This window comes from Mycolicibacter nonchromogenicus (assembly GCF_002101775.1).
Taxonomy (GTDB): domain Bacteria; phylum Actinomycetota; class Actinomycetes; order Mycobacteriales; family Mycobacteriaceae; genus Mycobacterium; species Mycobacterium nonchromogenicum.
This window is the reverse complement of the sequence record NZ_LQPI01000022.1, coordinates 68622-84301: the sequence shown is the minus strand read 5'-3', so window position 1 is coordinate 84301 and position 15680 is coordinate 68622. Positions and strand designations below refer to the sequence as shown.

11 protein-coding genes and 1 pseudogene are annotated in these 15680 nt (G+C 68.5%); 4 read left to right on the top strand and 8 right to left on the bottom strand.

Going from position 1 to position 15680, the window contains the following annotated elements; all coding sequences use genetic code 11:
- Positions 1–2 precede the first annotated feature (2 nt).
- From infB to rimP, 4 genes are all read right to left on the bottom strand, one after another.
- Positions 3–2780 (bottom strand): translation initiation factor IF-2, encoded by a 2778-nt coding sequence (infB, locus tag AWC18_RS02310; protein WP_064999162.1) that lies wholly within the window; start codon positions 2778–2780, stop codon positions 3–5.
- Positions 2781–2846: 66 nt separating this feature from the next.
- Entirely contained in the window at positions 2847–3107 is a 261-nt protein-coding gene (locus tag AWC18_RS02305; protein ID WP_234784539.1) for a YlxR family protein, read from the bottom strand.
- A gap of 237 nt (positions 3108–3344) precedes the next feature.
- Entirely contained in the window at positions 3345–4388 is a 1044-nt protein-coding gene (gene nusA, locus AWC18_RS02300; protein WP_085137389.1) for a transcription termination factor NusA, read from the bottom strand.
- Between the two features lie 49 nt (positions 4389–4437).
- A complete protein-coding gene (gene rimP, locus AWC18_RS02295; RefSeq protein ID WP_085137386.1) occupies positions 4438–4974 on the bottom strand; it encodes a ribosome maturation factor RimP in 537 nt (178 codons plus the stop codon).
- A gap of 247 nt (positions 4975–5221) precedes the next feature.
- Here rimP and AWC18_RS02290 point away from each other — a divergent pair, with 247 nt between their 5' ends.
- Together AWC18_RS02290 and AWC18_RS02285 are read left to right on the top strand one after the other, a co-directional pair.
- On the top strand, positions 5222–5677 hold the full coding sequence (locus AWC18_RS02290; RefSeq protein ID WP_234806405.1) for a hypothetical protein: 456 nt from the start codon (positions 5222–5224) through the stop codon (positions 5675–5677).
- Positions 5674–6132 (top strand): ferritin-like domain-containing protein, encoded by a 459-nt coding sequence (locus AWC18_RS02285; protein ID WP_064999167.1) that lies wholly within the window; start codon positions 5674–5676, stop codon positions 6130–6132. Before AWC18_RS02290 ends, AWC18_RS02285 begins: the two co-directional genes overlap by 4 nt.
- Positions 6133–6159: 27 nt before the next feature.
- Here the strand turns inward: AWC18_RS02285 and AWC18_RS02280 are convergent, their stop codons facing one another.
- From AWC18_RS02280 to mqo, 4 genes and pseudogenes are all read right to left on the bottom strand, one after another.
- Positions 6160–7905 carry a proline--tRNA ligase gene (locus AWC18_RS02280; protein WP_085137381.1) on the bottom strand — a complete coding sequence of 582 codons (1746 nt, stop codon included), beginning with the start codon at positions 7903–7905 and terminating at the stop codon, positions 6160–6162.
- A gap of 99 nt (positions 7906–8004) precedes the next feature.
- A pseudogene (locus AWC18_RS02275) lies at positions 8005–9465 on the bottom strand (MFS transporter); the annotation flags it as partial.
- Positions 9466–9618: 153 nt separating this feature from the next.
- Positions 9619–10836: a uroporphyrinogen-III C-methyltransferase gene (gene cobA / locus AWC18_RS02270; protein ID WP_085137376.1), complete on the bottom strand. Its 1218-nt coding sequence runs from the start codon at positions 10834–10836 to the stop codon at positions 9619–9621.
- Positions 10837–10858: 22 nt separating this feature from the next.
- Complete coding sequence (mqo, locus tag AWC18_RS02265; protein WP_085137416.1) at positions 10859–12304, bottom strand: malate dehydrogenase (quinone); 1446 nt, start codon at positions 12302–12304, stop codon at positions 10859–10861.
- A gap of 91 nt (positions 12305–12395) precedes the next feature.
- Between mqo and mtr the strand changes: the two genes are divergently transcribed.
- Together mtr and AWC18_RS02255 are read left to right on the top strand one after the other, a co-directional pair.
- A complete protein-coding gene (gene mtr / locus AWC18_RS02260) occupies positions 12396–13775 on the top strand; it encodes a mycothione reductase (protein WP_085137373.1) in 1380 nt (459 codons plus the stop codon).
- Positions 13776–13787: 12 nt separating this feature from the next.
- Positions 13788–15584 carry an acyl-CoA dehydrogenase gene (locus AWC18_RS02255; RefSeq protein ID WP_085137371.1) on the top strand — a complete coding sequence of 599 codons (1797 nt, stop codon included), beginning with the start codon at positions 13788–13790 and terminating at the stop codon, positions 15582–15584.
- Positions 15585–15680: the final 96 nt, after the last annotated feature.

The window sequence follows — 15680 nt, the reverse complement described above, 5'->3', positions numbered from 1 at the left end:
GACTAGGTCCGCGCCTTCTCGACGAGCTCGTAGGTCTCGATGACGTCGCCTTCCTTGATGTCGCTGTAGGTCAGCGTCAGACCACACTCGTAGCCGTCGCGGACCTCGGTGACATCGTCCTTCTCCCGGCGCAGCGAAGAGACCGTGACGTTCTCGGCGACGACCACGTTGTCACGCAGCAGCCGTGCCTTGGCATTGCGGCGGATGAGACCCGAGGTGACCAAGCAGCCGGCGATGTTGCCGACCTTGGAGGACCGGAAGATGGCGCGAATCTCCGCGCGACCCAGCTCCTTCTCCTCGTAGATCGGCTTGAGCATGCCCTTGAGCGCGCTCTCGATCTCTTCGATGGCCTGGTAGATGACCGAGTAGTACCGGATCTCCACACCCTCGCGGTTGGCCAGCTCGGTGGCCTTGCCCTCCGCACGCACGTTGAACCCGATGATGATCGCGTCCGACGCCGACGCCAGGTTGACGTTGGTCTCGGTGATGCCACCGACACCGCGGTCGATGACGCGCAGCTGCACCTCGTCGTCGACCTGGATACCCATCAGGGCCTCTTCCAGCGCCTCGACGGTACCGGCGTTGTCGCCCTTGAGGATCAGGTTCAGCTGGCTGGTTTCCTTCAGCGCCGAGTCCAGGTCCTCCAGCGAGATCCGCTTGCGAGAGCGCGCCGCCAGCGCATTGCGCTTGCGCGCGCTGCGCTTGTCGGCGATCTGGCGAGCGATACGGTCCTCGTCGACCACCAGCAGGTTGTCGCCGGCGCCCGGCACCGAGGTGAACCCGATGACCTGGACGGGACGCGACGGCAACGCCTCTTCGACGTCTTCGCCGTGCTCGTCGACCATGCGCCGCACCCGGCCGTAGGCATCGCCGGCCACGATCGAGTCGCCGACGCGCAGCGTGCCGCGCTGGATCAGCACGGTGGCCACCGGACCGCGACCACGGTCCAGGTGAGCCTCGATCGCCACACCCTGAGCCTCCATGTCGGGGTTGGCCCGCAGGTCCAGAGCAGCGTCGGCGGTCAGCAGCACCGCCTCTTCCAGAGCCGCGATGTTGGTGCCCTGCTTGGCGGAGATGTCGACGAACATGGTGTCGCCGCCGAAGTCCTCGGCAACAAGTCCGTACTCGGTGAGCTGCCCCCGGATCTTGGCCGGGTCGGCGCCCTCCTTGTCGATCTTGTTGACCGCCACCACGATCGGCACATCAGCCGCCTGCGCATGGTTGATCGCCTCCACCGTCTGCGGCATCACACCGTCGTCGGCGGCCACCACCAGGATCGCGATGTCGGTGGCCTTGGCGCCACGGGCACGCATGGCGGTGAACGCCTCGTGACCCGGGGTGTCGATGAACGTGATCAGGCGCTCGGTGCCCTCGAAGTCGACCGACACCTGGTAGGCGCCGATGTGCTGGGTGATGCCACCGGCCTCGCCCTCGCGGACGTTGGCCTTGCGGATGGTGTCCAGCAGTCGGGTCTTGCCGTGGTCGACGTGACCCATGACGGTGACCACCGGCGGCCGGCTCTGCAGATCCTCTTCGCCGCCCTCGTCCTCGCCGTAGGTCAGATCGAAGGACTCCAGCAGCTCGCGGTCCTCGTCTTCGGGCGAGACGACCTGCACCACGAAGTTCATCTCGCTGCCGAGCAGCTCCAGCGTCTCGTCACCCACCGACTGGGTGGCGGTGACCATCTCGCCGAGGTTGAACAGCGCCTGCACCAGGGCAGCCGGGTTCGCGTCGATCTTCTCTGCGAAATCGCTCAGCGATGCGCCGCGAGCCAGCCGGATGGTCTCGCCGTTGCCGTGCGGCAACCGCACACCACCGACGACCGGCGCCTGCATGTTCTCGTACTCGGCGCGTTTCGCCCGCTTCGACTTGCGTCCCCGCTTGGGTGCACCGCCGGGCCGGCCGAACGCGCCGGCCGCGCCACCGCGCTGGCCGGGACGACCGCCGCCGCCGCCGGGACGACCCCGGAAACCTCCGGCGCCGGCGCCTGCGGGGGCACCTCCGCCACCGGGACCACCGGCCCCGCCGCCGCGGTAGTTACCGCCCGGACCGCCACCGGGACCGCCCGGACGACCGCCTGGAGCGCCTGGACGGCCGCCACCGCCGGGGCGAGGCGGACCGCCGGGACGCGGCGGACGGCCCTGCGCACCGAAGTTGCTGCTGCGTCCGGGCATGTTGCCCGGTGTCGCGCCGCCGCCGGGCCGCGGCATGCCGGGCCGGGGCGCTCCGCCCGGCCGGGGGGCCTGCGGGTGCGGACGCGGGATGGCGCGCTCAACGGGCTGCGCCGAGGAGAACGGGTTGTTGCCGACGCGCGGGGTGCGGGCGCCGGGCTTGGGGCCCGGTGTTGCCGGTCGCGGGCCGGGAGCGGGCGGAGCCGCCGGGGAGGGCGCCGCAGCTGCCGGTGCCGGGGCCGGGGCCTCGGCGGCGGGCGCGGCCGGAGCGGCAGACGCCGCTGGAGCCGCGGGCTTGGGGGCGGCGGGAGCGGCCGGCTTGGCAGCGGCGTCAGCCGCAGCAGCCGGTGCCGGCTTCGCCGGTCCCGGAGTCGCCGTCGGGGCCGGAGTGGCCGGAGTGGCCTTGGCGGGTGCCGGGGCCGCGGGCGCTTCGGCCTTCGGGGCGGGCTTGCCGCCACCGAAGGACTCGCGCAGCCGCCGCGCTACGGGGGCTTCCACGGTTGAGGACGCCGATTTGACGAATTCGCCCTGTTCGCTCAGGCGAGCGAGGACTTCCTTGCTTGTGACACCGAGTTCCTTGGCCAACTCGTGTACGCGGGCCTTTGCCACTACATCTCCTGTCTATGAGGCGACAGCGGTGGTGGGCCGCGCCTCGGGTTTAGCTATGACGCATGGTCATCGGGACTTCACGGTGTGCTCATGTTCTTCGCTACCTGTTCTGTTGACCGGGGCGGCGAGCCGATCTTCGAATCCTTCGAAGTACTCCTCCACCCCGGATACATCCGGAGAACCGCTGATCCGCAGCGCGCGCACGAATGCCCGTTTCCGAATCGCCGCGTGCAGGCACTCCGTTGCGGGGTGCAACCACGCACCCCGCCCCGGTTGGTTGCCCGCGTGGTCAATGATCACAGCACCGTGGCCGTTCTCAGTTGACACCGCGACCACCCGAAGCAATTCGATGGTCAACGCACGGTTCCGGCATCCGACACACGTGCGCACCGGTCCATCTGGGGAACGGTGCGACCGCGAGGCGGTTGTCGAAGTCTCGCGCTGGATCACGGCTCAGTCTACCCATACAACGGCGATCACCCGAACCAACCGAATACGAAGCCCGCGGGGCGGCCACCGGCGCGCTGGTCGGGTCGGCGTTCAGTGCTCGTGGCCGCGTTCCCCTCAGGCTTCGTGCGCCACGCCTTGACCGGCCGTGCGCTCGGCGCCATTGGCACCGGGCTCGGGGACGTCACTGCGGATATCGATGCGCCAGCCGGTCAGCCGAGCCGCCAGCCGGGCGTTCTGGCCTTCCTTGCCGATGGCCAGGGACAGCTGGAAGTCTGGGACCACCACTCGAGCGGCGCGAGCCGCCTGGTCGATCACGGTCACCGACATCACCTTGGCGGGCGACAGTGCGTTGCCCACGAAGCGCGCGGGGTCTTCGTCGTAGTCGATGATGTCGATCTTCTCGCCGGCCAGCTCGCTCATCACGTTGCGCACCCGCTGGCCCATCGGGCCGATGCAGGCGCCCTTGGCGTTGAGCCCGGGAACCTGCGAGGCCACCGCGATCTTGGATCGATGGCCGGCCTCACGGGCGACCGCGACGATCTCGACCGACCCGTCGGCGATCTCGGGCACCTCCAGGGCGAACAGCTTGCGCACCAGGTTCGGGTGCGTACGCGACAGCTCGATGCGCGGTTCGCGCAGACCCCTTGTCACGCCGATCACGTAGCAGCGCAGCCGGTCACCGTGCTCGTAGGCCTCACCGGGCGCCTGCTCTGCGGGGCGGATGACGCCGTCGAACCCCTTGGCCTCGGTGCCCAGCCGCACCACGACGACACCGCGGGCATTCTCGCGGGCATCGCGCTGGACGACTCCGGCGACGATGTCGCCCTCGCGTGCGGAGAACTCGCCGTAGGCCTTCTCGTTTTCGGCGTCCCGCAGTCGCTGCAGGATCACCTGGCGGGCCGTGGTCGCCGCGATACGCCCGAAACCCTCGGGGGTGTCGTCGTACTCGCTGATCACGTTGCCGTTCTCGTCGGTCTCACGGGCCAGCACCCGCACCACGCCGGTCTTGCGGTCGACGTCGATCACCGCATCGGCCTGATGCCCCTCGGTGTGGCGGTATGCGGTGAGCAACGCCGATTTGATCGTGTCCACGACCACGTCAACCGAGATGCCCTTGTCCGCCTCGATCGCGTGCAGCGCGGCCATGTCGATGTTCATTGGCGCCACTCCTTTCTGTCGCTACGTCCCGCCTCGTCGCCGGCGCGGTTCATGCTCCGCCCTCCGTCGTCGCGTCCGGGGACGGTATACCCGCCAACTGCAGTTCACGTTCGTTCGGCGGCGAGAATTCGACTTGTACCACCGCTCGGCTGATCTCGCTCAGCGGCAGACGGCGACGGTTCCAGTCCCGCCCGGCACGCACCACCAGCGCCAGCACGTCGTCGTCATCGACCACGCCCACGCGACCGGTCAGAGCCGATCCGTCGGTCAGGGTCAGCTCAACCTTGCGACCGTGCGCACGCCGGAAATGCTTCGCGGTGGTCAGCGGTCGGCCCACGCCGGGTGAGCTGACCTCCAGCACGTATTGGCTGTCGAATTCCAAGGTGTCGAGCAGTTCGGATGCCGAGCGCGCCAGCGCCGCGGCAGTGTCCAGATCCAGTGGGGTGTCGCCGTCGGCGATCACGGTGATCCGCGGCTGTGGGGCCTGATCGTCGACGATGACGTCTTCGATCTCGAATCCGGCGCGGGTGAACTCAGCATCGAGCAGCTCGATCACCTGTGTCTGGGAAGGTAGCCCGGTGGCCACGGCGAGCTCCTCGTCTTGAGTTGTCCTTCTCGGCGCGTTCCCACGCGCCAGCGGCGGCCGGGAACCAGCTATCAACGATACGCCGTGGGAAACACAGCCACAGCAAACCGGCAAAAGCGCGCGTCAGCCTACCGCGGCCCGCCGGCGGCCACGTCGCGTCCCTGCCGGGCGGTCGCAATGGCAGGATGTCAGGGTGCCAGGCCCCCTGTCCGCCATCGACCGACGGCGCGTGCTCACCGGCGCCGGGATGCTCGCCCTGCTGGCCGTCGCGGCGCCGGCCTGCGGCTCGGGTCCGACGGCGCCCGCCGTCGATGACCTGGAGGCGCAACGGGAGGCGGCCCAGCACGACAGTGCGCTGGCCGCAGCGGCCGCCGCGGCACTGACCGACCCGGAATCCAAGGCGCTGGCCGCGGCATTGGAGCAGGTGTCTTCGGAGCGAGCTGAGCATGCCCGGGCGCTGGCAGCCGAGATCGCCCGCGCCGCCGGGAAGACGCCGGCCTACGACGGCGAAACCACTAAGCCCAGCGCCGCGCCGGATGCGCCCGCTCCGACCGCCTCCCAGGTGATCAACGCGCTGCGGACCGCCGCCGACAGCGCCGGGAAGCTGGCGGTCACCTCGTCGGGTTACCGGGCCGGCCTGCTGGCCTCCATCGCCGCCGCCTGCACGGCCTCCTACGCAGTCGCCCTGGTGACGCAGGCATGACCTCGCCCGAACCCAGTCCGGCCGCCGGCCCCGACGCAGCCCTGATCGATGCCCTGGCCACCGAATACGGCGTCGTCTACGGCTACGGGCTCGTTTCGGCCTACTCGCTGCCGGAATTCAACCCGCTGGTGGTCACCAGCATCCGTCAGCACCGCCAGCGCCGGGACCGCATCATCGCGATACTGACCAGCCGCTCGGTGGCCGTCCCGCCTGCCGCGGCCGGGTATCAGGTGCCCATGCCGTTGACCACGTCCAACGATGCCCTGCGGCTGGCCGTCCGGATGGAGAACGACACCGCTGCGGCCTGGCGTGCGGTCGTCGAGCAGGCCGACGAGGACACCGACCGGGAATTCGCGGCGAACGCGCTGGGCCAGAGCGCCGTGCTGGCGGCGCACTGGAACCGTGCGCTGGGGAATTGGCCGATCACCCAAGCCTTCCCCGGCGGCGCGGACTAGATCCGAGGGCGGTGACCTGCCCCGCCGCTAGCGCCCCAACGCTGCCAGGATCTGGCCGGCCAAGTCCGCGCCGACGGCCAGCTCGCGGGTCTGCCCGGAGAACCGGTCGCGCAGTTCGACGACGCCGTCCGCCCAGCCGCGCCCGAGCACCACGACCCAGGGCACCCCGAGCAGTTCGGCGTCTTTGAACTTCACCCCCGGCGAGGCCTGCCGGTCGTCGAAGAGCACCTCCAGGCCAAGCCGGTCCAGTTCGCCGGCCAACTCGGTGGCCCCGGCACGAGCGGCCTGGTCCTTGTTGGCGACCACCACGTGGACGTCGAACGGAGCGATCTGCGACGGCCAACGCAGACCCAGCTCGTCATGCTGCTGCTCGGCTATGACCGCGACCAGCCGGGAGACGCCGACGCCGTAGGAACCCATGGTGAGCCGCACCGGACGGCCGTCCTCGCCGAGGACATCGACAGCGAACGCGTCGGTGTACTTGCGGCCGAGCTGGAAGATGTGAGCGATCTCGATGCCTCGGGCGCTGACCAGCGGGCCGGCACCGTCCGGCGAGGGGTCGCCGTCGCGGACCTCGGCCGCCTCGATGGTGCCGTCGGCGTGGAAGTCCCGCCCTGCGACCAGTCCCACGACGTGCTTGCCGGGGGCGTCGGCGCCGGTGATCCAGCTGGTGCCGTCCACCACACGCGGATCGACCAGGTATCTCACACCGTTGCCCTGGAGGGCCTTCGGGCCGATGTAGCCCTTCACGAGGAACGGGTGCTTGGCGAAATCCGCGTCGGTGAGCAGGGCGTACTCGGCGGGCTCGAGCGCCGCGCCGAGCCGCTTCTCGTCGATCTCGCGGTCACCCGGAACCCCGATGCCCAGCAGCTCCCACTCGCCGTCCGGCTGGCGGACCTTGAGCAGCACGTTCTTGAGGGTGTCGGCGGCGGTGACCGTGCGGTCCAGCGCGCCGTTGGCCCAGTCCACCAGGGTGGCGATTGTCGGAGTGTCGCCGGTGTCGTAAACCTGCGCCTCGGGCAGTCCGTCGATCGGCAGCGGCTCGGGCCGTGCGGTGGTCACGGCTTCGACGTTGGCGGCGTAGCCGGACTCGATGCAGCGGACGAATGTGTCCTCACCGACCGCGCTCTCGGCGAGGAACTCCTCGGAGGCCGATCCGCCCATGGCACCCGAGACCGCCGAGACGATCACGTACCGCACCCCGAGCCGGTCGAAGATCTTCTGATAGGCCACCCGGTGCGCGTCGTAGGCGGCGGCCAGGCCGGCGTCGTCGACGTCGAAGGAATAGGAGTCCTTCATCACGAACTCCCGGCCGCGCAGGATGCCGGCTCGCGGCCGCGCCTCGTCGCGGTACTTGGTCTGGATCTGATACAGCACCACCGGGAAGTCCTTGTAGGAGTTGTACTCCCCCTTGACCGTCAGGGTGAACAGTTCCTCGTGGGTGGGCCCCAGCAGGTAGTCGTTGTCCCGTCGGTCCTTGAGCCGGAACAGGCCGTCGCCGTATTCGGTCCAGCGGTTGGTGGTCTCATACGGTGCCCGCGGCAGCAGCGCGGGGAACAGGATCTCCTGGCCGCCGATGGCGTTCATCTCCTCGCGGACCACTCGCTCGATGTTGCGCAGCACCCGCAGGCCCAGCGGCAGCCAGCTGTACAGCCCGGGTGCGATAGGCCGGATGTAGCCGGCGCGGATCAGCAGCTTGTGGCTGGGGACTTCGGCATCGGCGGGGTCGTCGCGCAGGGTGCGCAGGAACAGTTCGGACATCCGGGTGATCACAGCGGGGAGCCTATCTTCAGCGGCGAGCAGACACGGAATCGCAACGGCAGCGCCGTGCGAGCAGCGATCGCGAGCCCGGGCGCGGGACCTCTGGCGGGGCTACAGGGTGCCGGCGCCGAAGGCGTCCTGGACGTCCTGGGCGTGCGCGACCTGCCGGGCGGTGTAGCCGATCAGCAGCGAAATCGCGCCGACCAAGACCGCCACCGCGGCGACCCACAGCAGACCGTAGGTGTAGCCGGCGTCCAGCGCGTCGATCTGGGAGCCGGTCATGTTGCTCACCGGGCCGGTGATGCCGCCGTTGTACAGCGTCCGGGAAGTGATGACGGCCTGGATGATCGCCAGCACGATCGGACCGCCCAGGTTCTGCAGCATCAGCGCGATCGCCGAGGCCGGGCCGATCTGGTCGAAGCCCACGCCGGTGATCGCCGAGAGGGTCAACGGCACCACGATCATCCCGATTCCGAGACCGCCGAGCACGATCAGCGTCACGAAGTTCGGGAAGTACGGCAGGTTCCGGTCCACGGTCGAGCCGTAGATCATGGCCCCCAGCACCACGACGCCGCCGGCGATCACCAGCACCCGCGGCGGGAACCGGCGGACCAACTGGGACGACGCCGCCAGGCCGATCCCCAGGCCGATGACGAACGGGATGAACCCCACCCCGGCGCGCAGCGCCGAGTAACCCATCAGATCCTGCACGTACAGGCCGATCGTCACGGTCACGGTGAACAGCACCCCGCCGGCGAGGAAGATCGCCGCGAAGGTCGCCACCCGGTTGCGCTCCTTGAACAGGGTGAACGGCACCACCGGGTTCTCGGCGGTGCGCTCGACGATGGCGAACGCCAGCATCGCCACGACCGCGACCGCCCCCGAGCCGATGGTGATGACCGAGATCCAGCCCTTCTCGGGACCGATCGTGAAGGCGAACACCGCTGCCGTGCAGCCCAGGGTCGCCAGCAGCGCCCCGGCAGCATCGAGCTTCATCCGCTCCCGGACGGTCTCGGTCAGCGCGGTGCGGGCCAGGTAGATCATCAGCAGGCCGATCGGCACGTTGACACCGAAGGCCAGCCGCCACGACAACTCCGTCAGCGCACCACCGACGACCAGGCCCATCACCGACCCGACGGCGGTCATCGCGCCGAATACCGCGGTGGCGGCGTTGCGGGCGGGACCCTTCGGGAAGGTTGTTGCGATCAGCGCCAATGCGGTCGGCGAGGCGATGGCCGAGCCGACACCCTGCAACAGTCGAGCGATGACCAATGTGGGGGCGTCCCAGGCCACGGCACACAGGACCGAGGCGATGGTGAACAGCGCGACACCGCTGATGAAGGTGCGCTTGCGGCCGATGGTGTCGCCGAGTCGGCCCCCGAGCAGCATCAGGCCGCCAAAGGTCAACACGTAGGCGCTGATCACCCAGCCACGACCCGCGTCGGACAGGCCCAGATTGTCTTGGATCTTAGGAAGGGCGACGATCGCGACAGTGCTGTCCATGGTGGCCAGCAGCTGCATGCCGCCGATGGCGATCACGGCATAGATAAAACGACGAGACGGGAGCCGGGACGACACGTACTTGCTGGTCCAGCTCACAAGATCGGAGCCGGTGCGCCCTCGGGGAACCTCCGCGGCCGCACCTTCGGACCACTGCGCGGTCACCCGTCCTGCATCATCGAGTGCAGTCATAACCGGCTACCCTACAGTAATATTAAGAGCTGTTTAAACCTCGAAACCTGCGACGGCGCCGATAATCACGATCGCGGGAGGTCGGATGCCCTCCGCACGGATCTTTTCGGGCGCGTCGGCCAGGGTGGCTCGCAGCGTCTGCTGGGCCGGTGTGGTGCCGTGCTGAACCACCAGAACGGGCGTATCCGCAGGTCGACCGCCTTTTTGCAGAACCGCGCAGAACTGTTCGATGCGTTCGATGGCCATCAGCAGCACGATCGTCCCGCGCAGTGCTGCCAGGGCATCCCAATTCACTAACGATTCGGGATCCTCGGGCGAAACATGCCCGCTGACCACCACGAACTCGTGATTCACGGCCCGATGGGTGACCGGAACTCCGGCCAGAGCCGGGACCGCTATGGCACTGGTCACACCCGGTACCACCGTCACCGGAATCCCGGCCTCGGCGCAGGCCAGCACCTCTTCATAACCACGGGCGAACACGAACGGGTCCCCGCCCTTGAGCCGCACCACGAACTTGCCGGCCCGGGCACGTTCGATCATCAACGCATTGATGGCCTCCTGCGCCATGGCCCGCCCGTAGGGAATCTTGGCGGCGTCGATGACCTCGACGTTCGGGGGCAGTTCGGCCAGCAGCTCAGGCGGGGCCAGCCGGTCGGCCACCACGACGTCGGCGTGCGAGAGCATGCGGCGGCCGCGGACCGTGATCAGTTCCGGATCGCCGGGGCCGCCGCCCACCAGCGCCACACCTCCGCGCACGACGTCGGAGGTCGACGCTGCCTCGCCGGTGATCAGACCGTTCTGCAGGGCGTTTCGGATCGCCGAGCGGATAGCCGCCGACCGACTGTGCTCGCCGCCGGCCAGGACGCCCACCGAGAGTCCGGAGTAACCGAAGGTCGCCGGGGTGACCGCAGATCCCTCGACGGCGAGATCGGCACGCACGCAGAAGATCTGGCGACGGTCCGCCTCGGCCACAACGGCGGCGTTGACGTCCGGATCATCGGCGGCCGCGATCGCGTACCAGGCATCGGCCAGGTCGCCGTCGCGGTAGGTACGCGAGACCAACGTGATGCCGGGCTTGCGCTCCCGCAGCGCTTCGACCGCCGGGGTGGCGCTGGGAGCGATCACCAGCACCTGCGCGCCGCTGTCCACCAACAGCGGAAGACGTCGTTGCGCGACACTCCCCCCGCCGACGACAACAACCTTGCGGCCGGCCAGCCGTAACCCGGCCAGGTAGGGGTTCTCGGTCACCCGATAACTCTAGTGGCGATCGTCAGCCAAGCTGCAACTGTCGGCTGCCCCACTCCCACACCTGCTCGAACAGCGCGGGTTCGTCAGACAGCCGCGTCCCCAGCGAGGGCACCATCTCCTTGAGCGTCGGCATCCATCCGGCGAACTTCCCCGCGAAACAACGTGCCAGCACCTCCAGCATGGCCGGCACCGCGGTCGAGGCACCGGGCGAGGCACCGAGCAGGCCCGCGATGCTGCCATCGCCGGCGCTGACGATCGTGGTGTCGAAATCGAGGGTTCCGCCGCGAATCACCTGCACCCGCTGACCCGCCCGAATCTGATGCCAGTCCGCCTGATCCGCACCCGGCAGGAACTCGCGCAGCGCCTCGACACGGGTGCCGTGCGTCTGCCGCAGTTGCCGAAGCAGGTAGCCGACCAGCTCACGCTCCCGGATGCCGGCGCCCAGCAACGACCTGACGTTGTCGAATCGGACCGATCTCGGCAGATCCGTGGCCCGGCCGTGCTTGAGAAATTTCGGCGACCAGCCGGCAAAGGGACCGAACAGCAGCCACGACTCACCGTTGACCATCCGGGCGTCCAGGTGCGGGGCGGTCGTCAACGGCGCACCCGGGACCGGGGCGCCGTACACCTTGGCACGGTGCGCGGCGGTGAGCTCGGCGGCTCCGCAGCGCAGGAACACCCCGCCGATCGGGAACCCGCCGAATCCGCGGACCTCGGGAATGCCCGCGCGCTGCAGCAGACCCAGGCTCGCTCCCCCCGCGCCGATGAAGACGAATTTGGCGTTGAGTCTTCGGGTTTCACCGGTTCTGCGGTGGGAGAGAGTCAACGTCCAACTGCCGTCGGACTCCCGGCGCAGTGAACGCACCTCGTGGCCGAACAGGACCGCGGTGCCGTGGCGCACGCCGTAGGCCAGCAGCTGGCCGGTCAGCGCACCGAAGTCGACGTCGGTGCCGTGCGCAGTCCAGTCCAGGGCCACCGGTACGCCCGGGTCGCGCCCGGTCGCCATCGCGGGCAGACGCGCGGCGAACTCACCGAAGTCGGTGATGAACTCGGTGCCGGCGAACAAGGGGTTGTCGGCCAGCGCGCGATGCCGCCGTCGCAGGTAGTCCACGCCGTCGGCGCCGCATACGAAGCTGACGTGCGGGATCGGCCGCACGAAGTCGCGCGGTTGCTCCAGCAGGCCGTTCTCCACGGCATACGCCCAGAACTGCCGGGTCACCTGGAACTGCTCGTTGACCCGCACCGCCTTGGCCGTGGCGATCGAGCCGTCGGGCTGCTGCGGGGTGTAGAACAGCTCGCACAGGCCGGCGTGGCCGGTGCCGGCGTTGTTCCACGGATCACTGCTCTCGCCCGCGGCGGAATCCAGCCGTTCCACGACGGTGATCGCCGCATCCGGCTCCAGCCGGCGCAGTATCGCCCCCAAAGTGGCGCTCATGATGCCTGCGCCGATCAGCGCTACGTCGGTCATCTCGGTCTTCACCGATGGGGACACGCCATCAGCGTAGGCGGCGCCGCGCCTGCGATCACCGCGGGCCCCACCCACCGTTTAGGCTGACGCAATGGAGAGCTACGACCTGGCCATCATCGGAACCGGTTCGGGCAACAGCATTCTCGACGAGCGCTACGCCGACAAGCGGGTGGCGATCTGCGAACAGGGCACTTTCGGCGGCACCTGCCTCAATGTGGGCTGCATCCCGACCAAGATGTTCGTCTACGCCGCCGAGGTGGCCAAGACGGTGACCGAGGCATCGCGCTACGGCGTGGACGCCCACATCGACGCCGTGCGCTGGGACGACATCGTCTCGCGGGTGTTCGGGCGGATCGACCCGATTGCCGCGGGCGGCGAGCAGTATCGCCGCAGCCTGCCCAACGTCGACGTCTACGGCGAGCACACCCGGTTCGGCCCGGTCGGCTCCGACGGCCGGTATCTGTTGGTGACCGCCGGCGGTGAACAGTTCAGCGCCGATCAGGTGGTGATCGCGGCCGGGTCGCGCTCGGCGATTCCACCGGCCATCGCCAACAGTGGCGCGCATTACTACACCAGCGACGACATCATGCGGATCGCTGACCTGCCCGAGCATCTGGTGATCGTCGGCGGCGGCTTCATCGCCGCCGAGTTCGCCCACGTGTTCTCCGCATTCGGTGTCCGGGTCACGGTGGTGATCCGCGGCTCCACATTGCTGCGGCACTGCGACGAGACCGTTGCAGAACGCTTCACCCGGATCGCCGCCGCCAAGTGGGAGCTGCGCGCGCACCGCAACGTGGTCGCAGCGCGCAACGACGGGGACGGTGTCGTCGTGGAGCTCGACGACGGCTCGGCCCTGCGGGCCGATGCGATGCTGGTGGCCACCGGACGGGTACCCAACGGCGACCTGCTGGACGCCGAGCAGGCCGGTGTGGCCGTCGCCGCCGGGCGGGTGACCGTCGACAAATACCAACGGACTTCGGCGCGTGGCGTTTTCGCGCTCGGCGACGTGTCCTCACCCTACGAGCTCAAACATGTCGCCAATCACGAAGCCAGGGTGGTACAACACAACCTGCTGTGCGACTGGGACGACGTGGACTCGATGCGGATCACCGACCACCGGTATGTGCCGGCCGCGGTCTTCACCGATCCGCAGATCGCCGCGGTCGGATTGACCGAAACGCAGGCACTGGCAAAGGGTCTCGACATCTCGGTGAAGATCCAGGACTACGGGGACGTCGCCTATGGCTGGGCCATGGAGGACACCACCGGGTTTGCCAAGCTGATCGCTGAGCGCGGCACCGGACGGCTGCTCGGGGCGCACATCATGGGTTACCAGGCGTCATCGATCATTCAACCGCTGATACAGGCGATGAGCTTCGGCCTCACCGCGCCGGAGATGGCCCGCGGGCAATACTGGATTCACCCGGCACTGCCTGAGGTCGTCGAGAACGCACTGCTTGGGCTCCAGTGAAAGGTTCGCCAGATGAAGTCCCTGCTGCTGTCGCGGAAAGACCTCGACTTCTTGCTGTTCGACTGGCTGCGTGTTGAAGACCTGATCAGCCGCGACCGGTTCGCCGAGCATTCCCGGGAGACCTTCTCCGACACCCTGGATCTGTGCGAGCAGCTGGCGACTCGCTATTTCGCCCCGCACAACAAGAAGAGCGACGCTCACGAGCCCACGTTCGACGGGACGAAGGTCACCGTCATTCCCGAGGTCAAGGAGGCACTGGCGGCGTGCGCCGAGGCTGAGCTGATGGGCATGGCCATGGATTACCGTCTCGGCGGTGCACAGCTGCCGGCGACCGTGGCCCAGGCCGGATTCGTCTGGCTGATGGCCGCCAACGTCAGCACCGCGGGCTATCCGATGTTGACCATGGCGAACCTGAACCTGCTCGCCAAATTCGGTACCGAAGAACAGATCGACGCCTTCGTCAAACCGATGATCGCCGGTCGTTTCACCGGAACCATGTGCCTGTCGGAGACTCAGGCCGGATCATCGCTGGCCGACATCACCACCCGCGCGGAGCCGCGCGCCGACGGCACCTTCCGCTTGTTCGGTTCGAAGATGTGGATCTCCGGTGGCGACCATGAGCTGAGCGACAACATCGTCCATCTGGTGCTGGCCAAGATCCCCGGCGGTCCGGCCGGCACCAAGGGGATCTCACTGTTCATCGTGCCGAAGTATCTGGTGAATTCCGATGGCACGCTGGGTGAGCGCAACGATGTCGTGCTGGCGGGTCTCAACCACAAGATGGGTTATCGCGGCATCACCAACACCGTGCTCAACTTCGGCGAGGGTGTGCACCAGCCGGCCGGCGAGCCGGGTGCCGTCGGCTATCTCGTGGGCGACGAGCACCGCGGCCTGAACTACATGTTCCACATGATGAACGAAGCCCGCCTCGGTGTGGGTATGGGTGCGATCGCGCTCGGCTACACCGGCTACCTGAAGTCACTGGAGTACGCCCGCAGCCGGCCGCAGGGGCGACCGGCCGGCAGCAAAGACCCCGCCGCGCCGCAGGTCGCGATCATCGAGCACGCCGACGTCAAGCGGATGCTGCTGGCGCAGAAGTCCTATGTCGAGGGAGCGCTCGCGCTGGCGCTGTACTGCGCGCGGCTCGTCGATCTGGCGAACACCGCCGAGTCCGATCAGGAGCGCGAGCATGCGACCGCACTGCTGGACATCCTGACCCCGATCGCCAAGAGTTGGCCGTCGCAGTGGTGCCTGGCCGCCAATGACCTGGCGATCCAGGTGCACGGCGGCTACGGATACACCCGCGAGTACGACGTGGAACAGCACTATCGCGATAACCGCCTCAACCCGATCCATGAAGGCACCCACGGCATCCAGAGCCTGGACTTGTTGGGCCGCAAGGTGGTGCAGCGCAACGGGGCCAGCCTGGCCGCACTGCACGCCGTGATGACCCAGAGCATTGCGGCGGGGCATGGGGCCGGGGGCGAATTGGCCGAAGCCGCGGCGCAGCTCGATGCGGTGGCCCAGCGGCTGGTGGCGGTGACCGCGGGGATGTTCGCCGCCGGCGACATCGATGCCGCGCTGGCCAACAGTGCGATCTACCTGGAGGCCTTCGGCCATGTGGTGATCGCCTGGATCTGGCTGGAGCAGATGTTGGCTGCCCAGGGGCGCAGCGGGGACTTCTTCGACGGGAAGCGCCAGGCGGCCCGCTACTTCTTCCGCTACGAGTTGCCGAAGACCGGACCACAACTCGACCTGCTGGAGAGCCTGGACCGCACGACTCTGGAGATGCGTCCGGACTGGTTCTGACCGGCGCCTGACGGGAGAGGCCAACCACTTTTTTCACTTGTGCCTCTGTGGTCGCACGCCGCCCCGGGGGCCAAAGTCCCCTGGTGCCCCGATGTG